Source organism: Paenibacillus senegalensis JC66 (assembly GCF_000285515.1).
Classification (GTDB): Bacteria; Bacillota; Bacilli; order Paenibacillales; family NBRC-103111; genus Paenibacillus_L; species Paenibacillus_L senegalensis.
The window spans coordinates 533,936-548,281 of the sequence record NZ_HE610957.1; the positions used below are offsets into that span (position 1 = coordinate 533,936).

The following is a 14,346-nucleotide window of genomic DNA, read 5'->3' on the forward strand; positions in this document are numbered from 1 at the left end:
AGCTCAAGGAGAGGGCGAGCCCGCGAGCCGTCTGTCAATAGATCCCCTCATGCCCCAAACGTTTCACAACATAGTTCGACCCCAGAACCAGTACAAGGCCGACTACTCCTTTAAACATTCCTACAGTTACTCCGATACTAACCTGACCCTGCAATATCCCGTGAACATAGGCGTACGTGTCAAACACTTCCGCTGTCGACATAACGAGAGGATTCATCATCAGCAAGATTTGTTCAAACCCGACATCCGCCATGTTGCCTAATCGCAGAATTAGCAAAATAATAATCGTCGGCCGAATTGCAGGCAGCGTAATGTGCCAAATTTGCCGCAGCCGGCTTGCTCCATCTACCACTGCCGCTTCATAGCGCTGCGGATCTACTCCGGCAATAGCGGCCAGGAAGATAATGGTCCCCCAGCCTACTTCCTTCCATATATTCTGAGCGGTAATGATCCCCCAGAAGTAGTTCGGGTTGGAGAGAAAGGAAACGGTCTCAAAGCCCATTGCATAGATGATTTTGTTAACAATACCGATGTCTGTTGACAAAATGAAGAAAGTCATGCTGGCCACCACAACCCAGGAGAGGAAATGCGGCAAATAGACGATCGATTGATTAATCCGCTTGAACAAATCGTGCCGAACTTCATTCAGCATCAAAGACAATAAAATAGGCAGAGGAAAGAAAAAGACAAGCCCAAACAAGTTGATAACGAAGGTGTTCCGCAGCATAATATAGAACTTGCTGCTGCTGAACAATTCACGAAAATGCTGCAAGCCGACCCACTCGCTGGACATAAAACCGAGATACGGATTGTAATCCTTAAAGGCGAGCAGCAGCCCCCACATCGGAGCTATCCGGAAAACAAGAAAATATAACAAGCCTGGCAGGACCAGCAGATAAATCCATTTGTGAGCCACAATTTGCTGCCAAAGCCTTCGCCCCCTTCCCCCCGTTACTATCTCAGGGGACGGTGGCGCCGTTCCGGAAATTGATTTCACATTGATCACTTCCTTTTTTTCTTTTCCCTCCATAACAGAATTCATCAGATTCCCGAGATGACGGAGGTGCCGATTCTAGTAAACTTTGAGGCATCTGCTCTGCTTTAACGCTGCTCTTTAAGAAAGCTTGGATGAAGGTTCATCTCACTGCACCACAAGCACTTCGTACAAACCAAGCTGCGGCAGTGTAAAGCGGCTATAGCCGCCATCGTGCTTGACCGGGTAGGATTGACCGTTCACCAAGGAATGCGCGCCCTTCCACACACCCTTAACCGCTAACTCGATGTTGCTCAGGACGACCGTTTCGGCCAGCGGCTTGCCCTGGGTAGCCACCCCGTTGATCAGGTGAAGCAAATATCCGCCCTGTTCGCGTCGCGCCACCGTACACTGTACTCCGGAAGGCGCATTAGACTGGAGGGTGAAGGGACCGCAAGCCCGGCGAACGAGACTGTTCACAACGGCTTTGTACTCAGGTACTCCCATCAAATGGTAAAGCTTATCGATTGCCCAAGGCAGATAGTCGGCTGCCCCCTTGCCGTAGGTCTGTCTGATCAAGCCTGGCACATCGGAGACAGACTCCCAAAAAGCGAATTCAGGCGTTGTATTGCGGACTGCGGGTATACCGAACAAATCCAGCTCCGTCTCCCTTTCCCGATTCCTCCCGGATGCCTGATCTCCTTCATCCAGCGGCTCGGTCCGCATCAGCTGCCCTTCGAACATGAGGAGATCGGCAGCAGCCGCTTTGTCGCCCAGCAGCTGCTGGTCATTGACAGTCAAATAAGTGAAGGCTTCATCGCTTTCCACAATCCGCCGGCCGATGCACCGCAGTGCCAATTCCTGGCGCTTGCCGCCGCTCACATCATACCGTCCGGTTTCCATCGTAGCGATGATATGACCGCCTTGCTCCACATAGCGATCAATAATCTTAGCTTCCTCATCGCTCAAAATGGCGATATTGGGCAGCAGCAGACAGCGGTAATGCTTAAGCTTTTCCGCCGTTAGACTGCCTTCATGAAGAACGGTAAACGGGATGTGACTCTCCGCCATCATTTCGTACATGCCCCGGTAGTGAGCTTGCCATCTGGCTGCAGGCTCCTCGCGTCCATACCCGTCAGCCGTCCGCTGTGAATAAAGTATCGCGACTTCTGCAAGTGGAGTCATCGCGTTATATTCCTTTTCGTGTCTCGCCAAAAGCTGCATAATTTCTTTTACGATTGGCAGGCTCTGACGGTCATTCTGCTGGAAGGTGCCGCTTACCGCGACAGCCGGTGAGCCGCCGTTCGCAGCGATTTGCAGCAAATCATAGCCCAGCTGCTGCTCAGGCTGAGCAGCCCGCCTGCTGAAGATGGATTTGGAATAGCTTAAAATAATGCAGGTGTGCTTAATGTGACTTCCCAGCCTCACCTCCTCCCCTGCCCAATAGATCCATTTCGGAAACGGGCGATCAAAGAAATTAAAGGCCTCGCTTGTAATGCAGGCATTGCTTTGCGCGAACTGATGCGTATGCCATCCGCTGTCTCGGATGCCCCGGTAAGAATCCGAAGTGATGTTGGTGTCGATCGTAAGCACCGTTCCCGGTGAAGTCTCGTCGATAAACTGGGCCAGTCTGCGGTTATAATCGGCAAAACGCTCGTACCGGTAGGCTACATAGCTTCTCCACGCGGGATCGGACCAATCCTCACTTAGAGGCAGCTCATATCCGGTGCTATCCTTAAATTGCTGCTTGCAGCGGTCACAATAACAGCGCAAATAGTTAAAAGCATTAAAGAAAAGGCCATCCAGCGGATAACGCTCGAGAAGCTCGCCAATTACCTGAAAAGCGTAAGCTTCCCAGTAGGGCCCCGTCGGGCAAGTCATCAGCATTTCCCAATGCTTGACGACTTCGCCCTCCACGCTGCGCCGAAACCAATCCGGATGCTGCTGCAGCACATGCGGAAAGCTCTTGCTTATATCCATCCGCACAAGAACCTTAAGGCCTTGATCATGCGCCGCCGCGATAGCTTCACCAAGGAAATCCCCGCTCATCTGCGGGTTCATCTGCTGAAAGGGATGACTCGTCGGATACCAGGCGACTATCCCTCCTCCGTTGACAAGTATGGCATTAGCCCCATATTCCTTGGCCTCGCGGACCATGCCTGCCACATCCAGCCCTTTCGCGTCGGGCAGCCGCAAATTCGGCTGCAATAGCCGGAAACGAGTGCTCCAAAATGACGGATCCTTCTCATACTTCTCTGATTTATGATTCATACTGTCCCTCCTTGATCTGTACAGAGGCTGCGCGACCTGTCCTTCCTCATTCTTCCGGCATTGCTCAGCAAAATCTGGGTAAGCGCTTTCCTGACTGCTCTTGACTTGAAGCTGCCCGCCTTCTTCAGAACCTGCTATTCTAGCAGGATAGCATCGTACGTATTCAATTCATCCAATTCAACGGTGACCCGTTGTTTAGATTCATCCAAGAGCAGTCTGATTTCCTGTCCTGTTTTGAGGCTATACGCCCGCTCAGGAAGCCCTACTTCCACGTCAAGCATTACCCGAAGCGGTCCAACAGGCAGCGGCTTTCCGTAAGTAACTCCATTAAATCCGCTCAAATTGAGAAACTGTACTAAAATTTGCTTTTCGGGCGTGAGGTTCACAAACAGTTCAACGGAAGAGGGGACATCACTGCTTGCCGCACTAATGTGGTAAGGAGCATTCAACTCCTTCAGCAAACCAAGGGTAATCCGTTTATGGTCCTCATAACCGTGGAGATAATATTGCTTGCCGGGCTGCCAAGGTATATAGAGTGCCTTGGCTTCGCCGCTCTGGCTGCGGTTAACGCTAATCTCCTCCCCGGAAGCAGCGTATTGTTCGTGACTAGCAGTCTTGAGGGCCAGCCCCGCGCCGCAGAAGTCACTTCTTCTATGCCCGTAAGCGCGCTCAGGAGGTCCGAAATTAGCAGGCGGCAGATAAGGCAGCCGTTTGCTCGTCATTGCCCCGAACCGCACATGGGCGAATGCCCCGGTGATGAACACCCATTCCCTCCCTGCCCAATCGGCGGAAAATTCCCAATCGCTGCAATCGAGATAGGCAGCATCGGTGTCTTCCGTTACAGACACAACTTCGGCATCAAACAGCTCACGCAGCGTATCTGTTTCTTCCGGGCTCGCTAGGGTTAATCCGGTAGCCGCGAGACGGACCCCCTTGCACTGCAGCTCCTTAAGCACATTCAGCTGCTCTGGCTCCCATCCACGGATATCCGGCAGGATGAGCAGCTGGTAGGAGGATAGCCTATTATGGTCAGGCAGCTGATGCTGAACGATGACGTCGAAAGGAATATGGCTCTCCTTGAGCATTTTAAATATTCCGAGGTATTCCCTGATGTCGTTCCCTTGTGCGCCGGAAGGCTTGACTAAGGCAATTCTCGCCATGGATTGAAGCTGTCCGAAATAGCGTTCATTTTCCTTGTGGAAACGGAAAATTTCCTGGACGATGGGGAAGCTGGAATGATCGGTATAGCCGTCAAATACGCCGATAATGCAAAAATCGAGACCCGATCCGCAAGCTATACTCTCATACAGCCGAATGGCCACTTCTTCCGGCGCCACTCCCATGAAGCGGTAAGGCAAATCGACAGCATTGATGCAGCAATTGCTGATAATCTTGTTATCCCATGAATCCTGTACCGATTTGACATTTTCCGACGACGAGTAAAGCCATACCGGATGCGGACGGGTCAGCTTCGTATTCGATTCCTTGCGGACGATGTCTACTTTATACTCGTTATAAGTGCTAATCGCTAGATCCGGATTCAGCTTCTTGACAAAATCATGGATTCGCTCCAGCATGTCGCGAGTTGTGTCCCATTGGAACCTCCGGTAAGCCGCGTAACGAGGGTCCTCGGGGTCCCTCGTGCCGGGGAGCTCCATCCCATGCAGAGCCGCAAACCGTTCCCGGCAGTTATGGCAATGGCAAATTCCATAATCGTTGCTGCTGTAGTCCGATGTCTGGTAACCGAACATATTGAAGAAAATTCCGTCCACCGGGTAACCGGTGATCACTTCCTCCAAAATTTGCAAAGCATACTGCTGCTGATAGCCGCCATTTATGCAGGTGTGCACAATCCCGTTGTAGTTCACCTCCCGTCCCTCGCGGGTTCGGTAAAACCATTCCGGCCTGCGCGCGAATAAGCTTTCATGGGCTTTGCTAAAATCAAACCGGGCGATAAACTTCATCCCCGCCTTATGCGTCTTTTCCAGTGCTTCCCCCAATAAATCTGTAGTTAAATAAGGTGTCTGGTAATGGTATTCCAGCTTCGTTGGATAAAAGGCAAAGATTCCTCCGGCATTCATCATCAGCACGTTGGCGGAGAATTTCTGCAAATCGTGGATCAAGCGGTCAACATCCATTGCCGCATCCACCTCGCGCAAATTGGTCTGAATCAGCCTTAAGTTGTTCCGTTCCCACCATTTCACGAATCATTCACCTCGCCTGTTCTAAATAATTTCATGGCTGTACTTCTCTCAAACATGCGATTTGGCTTCCGCCTCCCCTTTTACATAAGGGATTGTCAACGGGCCGAGGGGCATCAGCGCCACGCTCATTCGAGGGCCGTACTTAGACTTTAGCTGCTCCAGCGAATTCTCAATGCGATCGACAGGGATAAGCATTGCTTCTGCAATCTCTTTATGCGAAAGCGAGGAATAGACCATGATATCCGCCCACACTTGAATGACAGCCTGCTTCTGTACCTGCCACTGGTCAAATTTGCGAAAGGTCGGCTCCTGGATCAAAGCAAGAATGTCCTGCGGGGTCTGACGCATTCTTAAAATTTCTGCATAATGACCGTGTGCTGGAATGCCGTCCGAGCATTCCGCGGCACAGATGATCGTCCCGCCGCGCTTCACTATTTGATGCGCAGCACTCATTCCTTTGACCGCCTGGTATAAGTTCTGATCCAGGGGGTAACCGGAATTTGATGTGATCACAACATCGAATCGTTCCGGAACGGCAATCATCGTGTGCTCCTTAACGAATGCACAGCCTTCCGCATGAGCCGCGAACAGCTCTCCGGCAAAGACGCGAGTAATCGCCTTTTCTTTGTTAAGGGTGACATTAAGCAAAAAGTGCGGCGGACACATCCGATTCACTTCAGCAGCCATCTGCTGCAGCGGGTTGCCCTGCATATTGCCCCAAGTGGCCAGCGGATCGCCAATCATCTTCGCGTTATGAAACGTTTCGATCGTTTCGATCCCGGCGATTCCCGGCATGATCCCTTTTGGCCCTCCCGAGAAGCCGGCGAAAAAGTGCGGCTCAATAAATCCGGTAACAATGCGAAAGTCCGCTTCAACATACTCCTTGTTCAGCCAAACGCCGCAGCCAAATGCGCTTTCTCCGACACGCACCAGCTCCTCGGCTTCATGGCAGTGATGATTGATAACCCGGATGCGTTCGACAACCTCCCGGCCCAGCATCGCAACCAGCTCCTCACGCGTTTGATCACGATGCGTGCCTGTACCGTTGATGATGACAAACTGCTCATCCGGGACATGCTTCAGTTCTTCCAGCAGCCAGGGAACCAGCTTGTGGTTGGGTGTAGGCCGGGTGATATCACTGATCACAATCGCTACCTTGTCTCCCGGCTTGACGGACTCCCGCAGCGGTTTGGCTCCGATTGGTGCTCGAAGCGCTTGCTGAACAGCGGTTTTTTCATCGTCCAGCCCCCGCTGGTCCAAAGGCTCCAGAATGACGGTATGATCCGGAACCTCTACGATAAGCTTCCCTCTGCCGTATAACAGCTCTGCCTTCATCACTTTCGCCTCCTATATTCACCCTACACCTGCTATTCCACCCTACCGTTACTCGAACCTGTCTCGTTCACTCTACACCCTGTCTACCTTACTCGTTACTCGAACCTGTCTCGTTCACTCTACACCTGTCTACCTTACTCGTTACTTGAACCTGCTAGGAGTAAAGCTTATACAGGGCATGGGTTCCGCTATCTGCTTCACCATGGTCAGCCAATTGCTCGTACAAGGTTTTGGCCAGCCTCAAGCCGTGCGCTTCGAGCCCCATGGCGTCTGCTGAATCGAGCGCAATTTTCATATCCTTAATAAAGTGCTTCACATAAAAACCTGGCTCAAAATTGCCGCTAACCATCCTGGGTGCCAGATTCTCCAGCGACCAGCTGCCGGCGGCGCCGCTAGAAATGCTTTGCAGAACTGAATCCGGATTCAGCCCGGCTTTCTCCGCATAGCGAATTGCTTCGCATACCCCCATCATCGTAGAGGCGATCGCAATTTGGTTGCACATTTTCGTATGCTGTCCGGCACCTGCTTCACCTTGATATACAATATTAGTGCCCATCGCTTCGAACAAAGGCTTGGCCCGAGCAAAAATTTCACTCTCCCCGCCGACCATGATCGACAGCCGGGCATCACGGGCCCCTACATCTCCCCCCGATACAGGCGCATCTAAAGCAGAACATCCTTTATTCTTAGCCGACTCCTCGATCCGCCGGGCAAGCTCCGGACTCGAGGTGGTCATATCAATAAATAGCTTTCCTGGCGAAGCATGGGTCAAAAGCCCTTCTTCGCCCCAATATACCTGCTCGACATCATGCGGGTAACCAAGCATCGTAATAACAGCGTCACAGTGCTGAACAAGCTCTCCAGGTGTCGAATGCCACTCGGCACCTTCGTGTAAAATAGGCTCCGCTTTGGAACGGGTACGATTATAAATATGAAGCGTATAACCAGCCTTCATCAAATGACGAACCATACTTTGGCCCATCACACCTATTCCTATAAATCCGATATGAGTAAGTTTGCTGCCTGAGTTCATATTGAGTTCTCCTCCCTCTGCTTTCTTGCCACTCATTGTAAGGTATAACTTGACGGCCTCCTACGGACAATTTTTGCGAAACCGCATCCTGCCTGGGTTTATAGCCCCAAAGGTCAAGAAATGTCATGAGCTGTGAGGTCTTATGAAAAGCTGAATCCGTGTATGACCCTGCCAGTCTCTTCTATTGACCGGTACATAATGACGACTTTTTTTGTTCCTGATTCCTGCGCGCGAAGCTTCGTTATAGGCTGGTGGTCCGTGGAGCATACGGCATAGCGTTAACAATTAGTTTTTAAAGGAAGCATGGGAGTGTGAGTGGAATCAGCAAAACTAAATAATTGGAATGAAGGATGAAGCTAAAAGCGGAAGGGGTGGATTTAAAAAGTGAGCACGAAAGGTGGATTGGGCAGTGGATTTGGCAGTGGATTTGGCAGTGCATTTGGCAGTGCATTTGGCAGTGGATTTGGCAGTGGATTTGGCAGTGCATTTGGCAGTGAATTGGGTACAGGTAGTTTGGGAAAGCGGGTTCGGCGCGCTAAATTTGGCGGACTCGAGTGGAGAAGCAACTAAGTGACTGGGGAAGAAATTTGAGTAGTGCAATAGAGAAGTGATTGGACAAAGCAATTTGGTGAATTGCAGCGGAAGTGAGATGGGAGATGGTTTATTATTGGGAGGAGTGAATTATCAACGAGCTGCGTTGCATGGCGGGCAGCACGTACGGGTGAGCGGAGCGGCAAGCGATGTGACAGGCACGCGCTGCATGCTAACGCCCGAGTAGGCTGTCGATTAACATGCTAATACCAGTTATTCAGCGGAATTTGATGAGGTTTGCCGCTGCTCGAATCCTAACGCTCACCATGGTCCTTATTTTGCTCAAATTACGGTTTTTCCGCCCAGATGTCACAAATATGGACGAGGATGAGCGTTAGAAATAAATTCCCTGCTTTTTCGGCTGAATAAGAGCAAGGGCGAGCGTTAGCGCAGAGCATCTTGCCAACCTTTTGGCTCACGAGACATCATGAAGGGTGCCGCTCACTGGACAATTGCACTGTTGCAATGGTACCCATTATAAGTTGACAGCCCCGACTGAATCGCTAATTTGTCCAAATAGCCGCTCTAATATCACGCCGGTTCGTGCACACGTGCATCGGCCAGAATTAGCGGTTCCGGCCCACCCAATATATGCGGCTCCGCATCGGCCCAAATTGGCTGCCCCTCCTCGCCCAAGTATAACGGGTCTATTTGCGCATGCCTTTTAGCATTGGCATCGCTTGGGAGCCGCCGCGTCCAAAATAGTCGTGCAATTCGCTATATTGCTGGTACAGCTGATCGTAGATTATCTTATGCTCCGCTATAGGCTTGTAGGTTTTTTCCTGCAGCCTGGCCATATGGGACGCAGCGGTTACGATGTCATCATAACCTCCCCGCCCGGAACCAGCCGCCACCGCGCCGAACATTGCAGCACCGACAGCCGGGGTATAGGTGGAAGCAGCTACTTTTATTTCCTTGCCAACGACATCTGCATAAATTTGCATAAGCAGCTGATTCCGCTGTGGCAGTCCGCCTGTAGCATACAATTCATTTACCTGCAGTCCGGCTCTTTCGAAAGACTCGATTATTTTCCGGGTTCCGAAGGCGGTAGCTTCCAGAAGCGTCCGGTAAAGCTCTTCGGGTTTGGTCTGCAGAGTAAAGCCCATGATTAGTCCGGACAAATGCATATTGCTTAGCACCGAGCGGTTGCCGTTCCACCAATCGAGCGCAAGCAGCCCTGTTTCCCCCGGAGCGTAGCGGCTTGCTTTGCGCTCCAGCAGAGCATGGACACTAACCCCTTCGCTGCGGGCCTCTTGCTTGACATATTCCGGGATGGAATGCTCTACAAACCAAGCGAAGGTATCACCTGTAGCTGCCTGACCGGATTCATAACCATACAAGCCCGGAATAATGCCGTCTTCAACAACGCCGCACATCCCTTCAACCTCGACTTCCTTCTCGGCAAGCAGCAGATGGCAAACGGATGTCCCCATCGCCATCACCAGCTTGCCGGGCGTAACTACACCAGCGGCGGGTACTGCCGCGTGCGCATCAATGATTCCTGCAGCAACCGGAATTCCGGGCGGCAAGCCCATCGACTTGGCCATGGCCGGAGATAGCTCTCCAACCCTGCTGCCCAATGGCACCACTTCGCCTCTAAGCTTCGTTTGCGGCAGGTCGGCCAGGCGAGGGTCTAGTTGAGCGAAGAAGCTCTCATCCGGATATCCCTCTCTTTTATGCCAGATCGCTTTATAGCCCGCTGTACAGCTGTTGCGTTTCAGCTCTCCTGTCAGCTTGTACACGACCCAATCTGCCGCCTCCACAAACAGGTCCGCTTTCTCAAACAGCTCCGGGCTTTCGTCGAGAACCTGCCAAATCTTAGCCAGCATCCATTCCGAAGATTGCTTGTTGCCATACCGCCTCGGGAACCGCTGGCCGCTTGCAGCTGCCGCTTCATCTATCCATTGGGCGTGCTTGGCAGCCGCATGATGCTTCCACAGCTTTACCCAGCTGTGCGGATTTTCCCGCATCGAATCGAGCATGCACAGCGGGGTCCCGCCGGCATCCACAGGCAGCATCGTGCATGAAGTAAAATCAATGCCGATTCCGACAATCTGTTCAGCCGAAATTCCGCTTTGACGGACGGCTTCCGGCACGGATTCAGTCAGCACCTCCAAGTAATCCGCAGGATGCTGCAAAGCCCAATCTTTGGCGAGCTTCTGGCCGCTTGGCAGTTCACTGTCCATAACCCCGTGCCGATAGGGTGTGACATGCTGAGCCACTTCCTCGCCATTACTCAAATCCACGAGAACGGCTCTGCCTGACTCAGTACCAAAATCGATTCCTAATGCATAACGTTTACTCATAAGTTTCATCCCCCATCTTTTATCCAGACCAGACACGCTTGTTTTTAGGAAACCTGCCAAACCTGCCCCAGTTGTTCACCTGCTGCCTCGGGAAAGTTGCTTCAACCGTTTTTTTCCATATAAAGATCCACCATATAATGGTCCACCGCATAATGGTCCACCGCTTGTTCCATTTTTCTATACAATGGTCCTAATGCGGCATAAGGCCAGGTAACCGATGCTCGTTAAGTATTCCGTTCCGAAAGAAGTCCGGGCGCTAAGCCTAAATTCCGGTTCTACGCCTGGAGCAGGTATTGCAGCTGGCAGATGGCTGCTCTGCAGAGATTAATCCGATGATTTATACACGCCGGATGAATCACCGACCCGATCTGGCCGACGACCTGGCTTTGTAACCATATGGATTGGCGAAGGCGTTTTCAGTGATGTATTCCCCTCCTCATTCCCGAACCGTTGGAATTCTAATTACTGTCATGTCGACATATTCATCACACATACCCAAATAATACTGAAAAAAGGACTAGTTAACAATACAACCGGCGAATCCCAATGATACTCCGTTCATAAGCAGCAGGTGCGGACCCCATACTTGGAATAGCAAGCACCTCCTTCAAAAACTTCTAATACGTCCCCGGGCACCTTCCGGATGTTGAATAACAGCCCAATTCCTGCAGAAAAAATGGAAAAGCTGAAAGACTTGACCTGAGAATCTGAAAAGGGACCTTTCGAAACATCCGTTTTCAATTACATTGCACCGAAATTAAAACCCCAGGAATGAAATTACAGCATTCTTGGGGTTTCTTATTTTTAGTTATACAGGCAGAACTGCCGTTTTCGGACCTTACTTAGTGCTTGAATCTTACAAGCCAGGCTCCCCGGAGGTATACATCCTGCGAACCCGTGCTGTCAGCAGAAGAAGCACTTGCTGCGGAATGCTGTCCAGCTGTTCGGCCCTTTCCTCCAACGTGATCTCTTCTTCCTTTTGCCTGCCGATAAATGTTACCACCGTACCGGGGGGATAATATTGCGGCAATCTAATCATCAGCTGATCCATACAAACGTTGCCAACTATCGGCACCCGCTGACCATCGACCAGCACGCTGCTGCCCTTATAGCCGCGGAACACCCCGTCGCCATATCCCAAAGGAACCGTTGCTATCCATTCTTTGTCCTGCGCTGTGTAGGAGCAATCATAGCTAATCGCGCTCCCCGGCTCGACCTCTTTGCAGTGCACAATGGTCGTATGAAGGGAAAGCGTCGGCTCGAGATGAAGGTTCACCTGTTCCCGCACGGCCGGCTCGCAAGGGTCTATTCCGTATAGGGACGCGCCGACCCGGACCATATCGAGGCTTCGCTGCGGGTAATGCAGAGCGGCCGCACTGTTAGAAGCGTGGAAAACTTGCGGCCGGAAGCCCGCTTCGATAACCCACTGCTTCATTTCATCAAAGCGTGACATTTGCTTGTCGTAATAGGTGGAGTCTGCCAATTGGGCGGTCGCCAGATGGGTGAAAACTCCTTCTACGCTAATATGGTCAGCCTTCAGCAGCGGAATCATCGCCTCCCACTCCTGCTTATGCCGGATGCCAAGCCGCCCCAAGCCGGTATCCATTTTCACATGAACCCGCAGCTGTTTGTTGGACCAAGTTCGGAAGGCCTCCATCTCTCTTAACCAGGACGCTTGAAAGACGGTTACGGACAGCTCCAGCTCCGCAGCTGCGGCAGCTTCTTGCGGCTTTATCGGGGTCAGGATCAGTATAGGCACGCGAATTCCCGCATTCCGCAGCTGAATCGCTTCATTAAGCAAGCCTACTGCCAAGGCATCGGCCCCTCCCTTCAGAACCGCCCAGGCTGCCGCAACGGCGCCGTGGCCGTAGCCATCCGCTTTGACGGCGGCCATGAATAAAGTCCCTTCTGGAAGCCTCTCGCGTATACGACGAGTATTGCGTTCTATCCTGTCGACATGAACCTCAGCCCACGTTTGCGGTCCGCTCCCCTCATAAATGCTCCTTGATAACCCCGGCAATCGGAATGCCCGCACAGGGTCGGGCTCATCGCTGCCTGGGAAGACAGCTGCCACTCCAGAGACAGCTGCTTCCGTATTTATCGCGCCGTGTTTGTCCTCGTTGTATATCGTATACGATTCATTTCCCTCGTTGTATATCGTTTGTGATTTCGTTTGTGAATTATTTCTATGGAGGAGAGGCTTCATCAGGCTCCCTCCCGCTTCCGGCCAGCTTCGGTTTGCTGCTGCAGAGCCTCGATCACATCCTCAAGCTGAAGCGCCCTGGAGCCTTTGACCAAAATAATAGACTGCTCCAGACGTCCTTCTCTTCTGGCTTGATACAGCTCATTGATCAACTGCTCTTTATCTGCACACACAGTAATCCTCTCAACTGGATAGTTCGCCTCTTTGGCTGCTGCAGCAATATGCTCCGCCATCCGGCCAAGTGTGAACAGATGATCCAAGCGCTCCGCGGTCAGCCGTTCGCCTATGGATTTATGCAGCTTTTCCGATTCCTCCCCCAATTCTACCATATCTCCGAGCACAGCTATTTTCTGCCTGCTCTCCTCCATCTCATATAAGGTATCCAATGCTGCCTGCAAGCTGCTGGGATTCGACTTATATGCATCGTTAATAACAGTAATGCCGTCAGCAATCTCTATTTTCTCGTTCCGCATACCCGTCGCTTCGATTTGCAGGAGGCCTTTCGTTATACGGGCAAATGAAATTCCGAAATAACGGGCTACGGACAGGGCAGCGAGCGCATTAATCATCTGATGCTTGCCAAGCAGCGGGATACGCAGTCTTGGACATTCCCGGTCGGATATCGTGAATTCAACACCGGTGTCATCCATAGTGTAGTGCACCGGATAAACGTCGTTAGCCGGATGATCGCCGAAAGACAGCCGCTCATAGCTGCCCTTAAGGCGGGACAGCGGCTGCGTCAATCTCGGATTGTCTCCGTTGTAGACAAGCACTCCGTCCTCCTTTAACCCGCAGACGATTTCAAGCTTGGCTTGGACGATATATTCCCTGCTTTTCAGATCTGCTAGATGAACCTCACTCGCGTTGGTGATGATCGCAGCATCCGGCTTGGCAATCGACGAGAGCAGCTGAATTTCACCGAGGGCGGACATGCCCATCTCGACAACTGCCATTTCCGTGTCCTCTTCCAAGGCCAGCAAGGTCAGCGGTACACCCAGATGATTATTCAAATTCCCGAATGTTTTTTGTGTTTTAAAAGTCGTAGACAACAGAGCAGCCAAAATATCCTTGGTTGAAGTTTTTCCATTGCTTCCCGTAATGCCAATCACCCGCACCGGCAGCTCGCTGCGATACACCTTAGCCAGCCTTTGCAAGGCCAGCAGTGAATCGTCGACGAGTAGAACCGGGCCATAGGCCGGAGGTACCGGTTTGCTTTTCTCCCATAGAACCGCAGCCGCTCCCTTGTCAAGGGCCTGCTGCACGAAGCGATGGCCGTCCATCCGGTCGCCAACGATCGGAACGAACAAATTACCGGGCTCCAAAGTTCGGGTATCAATCGAAACCCCGCGAATCAGCGGGTTGGCCTGGTAGTCCGGATTCCACCCGGCTCCAATCATTTGTGCGATCTGCTTAAACGTTCTTGTAATCAT

General features: G+C 51.8%; 9 protein-coding genes. 1 reads left to right on the plus strand and 8 read right to left on the minus strand.

Annotated elements, in window-relative coordinates; translation table 11 throughout:
* Positions 1 to 34 precede the first annotated feature (34 nt).
* From PSHG_RS02630 to PSHG_RS02650, 5 genes are all read right to left on the minus strand, one after another.
* Positions 35 to 1,030, minus strand: coding sequence for an ABC transporter permease (locus PSHG_RS02630; RefSeq protein WP_010269056.1), 996 nt, complete (start codon positions 1,028 to 1,030; stop codon positions 35 to 37).
* A gap of 111 nt (positions 1,031 to 1,141) precedes the next feature.
* On the minus strand, positions 1,142 to 3,244 hold the full coding sequence (locus tag PSHG_RS02635; protein WP_010269059.1) for an alpha-amylase family protein: 2,103 nt from the start codon (positions 3,242 to 3,244) through the stop codon (positions 1,142 to 1,144).
* Between the two features lie 134 nt (positions 3,245 to 3,378).
* Positions 3,379 to 5,448, minus strand: coding sequence for an alpha-amylase family protein (locus PSHG_RS02640; RefSeq protein ID WP_010269062.1), 2,070 nt, complete (start codon positions 5,446 to 5,448; stop codon positions 3,379 to 3,381).
* Between the two features lie 48 nt (positions 5,449 to 5,496).
* The gene (larA, locus tag PSHG_RS02645) at positions 5,497 to 6,783 is read right to left on the minus strand and encodes a nickel-dependent lactate racemase (RefSeq protein ID WP_010269066.1); all 1,287 of its coding nucleotides are present in this window, start codon (positions 6,781 to 6,783) and stop codon (positions 5,497 to 5,499) included.
* Positions 6,784 to 6,937: 154 nt separating this feature from the next.
* On the minus strand, positions 6,938 to 7,816 hold the full coding sequence (locus tag PSHG_RS02650) for an NAD(P)-dependent oxidoreductase (protein WP_026021161.1): 879 nt from the start codon (positions 7,814 to 7,816) through the stop codon (positions 6,938 to 6,940).
* A 409-nt stretch (positions 7,817 to 8,225) separates the two neighbouring features.
* Here PSHG_RS02650 and PSHG_RS29820 point away from each other — a divergent pair, with 409 nt between their 5' ends.
* Entirely contained in the window at positions 8,226 to 8,390 is a 165-nt protein-coding gene (locus PSHG_RS29820; protein ID WP_157213422.1) for a hypothetical protein, read from the plus strand.
* 664 nt (positions 8,391 to 9,054) lie between these two features.
* Here PSHG_RS29820 and PSHG_RS02660 read toward each other — a convergent pair.
* The 3 genes from PSHG_RS02660 to PSHG_RS02675 all read right to left on the minus strand — a co-directional run bounded on the left by PSHG_RS02660 (position 9,055) and on the right by PSHG_RS02675 (position 14,346).
* Entirely contained in the window at positions 9,055 to 10,713 is a 1,659-nt protein-coding gene (locus PSHG_RS02660; protein WP_010269070.1) for a ribulokinase, read from the minus strand.
* Between the two features lie 856 nt (positions 10,714 to 11,569).
* Positions 11,570 to 12,919 (minus strand): alanine racemase, encoded by a 1,350-nt coding sequence (gene alr / locus PSHG_RS02670; RefSeq protein WP_010269074.1) that lies wholly within the window; start codon positions 12,917 to 12,919, stop codon positions 11,570 to 11,572.
* Positions 12,919 to 14,346: a UDP-N-acetylmuramoyl-tripeptide--D-alanyl-D-alanine ligase gene (locus tag PSHG_RS02675; protein WP_010269075.1), complete on the minus strand. Its 1,428-nt coding sequence runs from the start codon at positions 14,344 to 14,346 to the stop codon at positions 12,919 to 12,921. The genes alr and PSHG_RS02675 overlap by 1 nt, the downstream gene beginning before the upstream one ends.

Excerpts from the sequence above, each read along its gene's own strand:
- PSHG_RS02630 (WP_010269056.1), bottom strand. The coding sequence starts at position 1,030 with ATGGAGGGAAAAGAAAAAAAGGAAGTGATCAATGTGAAATCAATTTCC.
- PSHG_RS02635 (WP_010269059.1), bottom strand. The coding sequence starts at position 3,244 with ATGAATCATAAATCAGAGAAGTATGAGAAGGATCCGTCATTTTGGAGC.
- larA (WP_010269066.1), bottom strand. The coding sequence starts at position 6,783 with ATGAAGGCAGAGCTGTTATACGGCAGAGGGAAGCTTATCGTAGAGGTT.
- PSHG_RS02650 (WP_026021161.1), bottom strand. The coding sequence starts at position 7,816 with ATGAACTCAGGCAGCAAACTTACTCATATCGGATTTATAGGAATAGGT.
- PSHG_RS02660 (WP_010269070.1), bottom strand. The coding sequence starts at position 10,713 with ATGAGTAAACGTTATGCATTAGGAATCGATTTTGGTACTGAGTCAGGC.
- alr (WP_010269074.1), bottom strand. The coding sequence starts at position 12,919 with ATGAAGCCTCTCCTCCATAGAAATAATTCACAAACGAAATCACAAACG.
- PSHG_RS02675 (WP_010269075.1), bottom strand. The coding sequence starts at position 14,346 with ATGATTACAAGAACGTTTAAGCAGATCGCACAAATGATTGGAGCCGGG.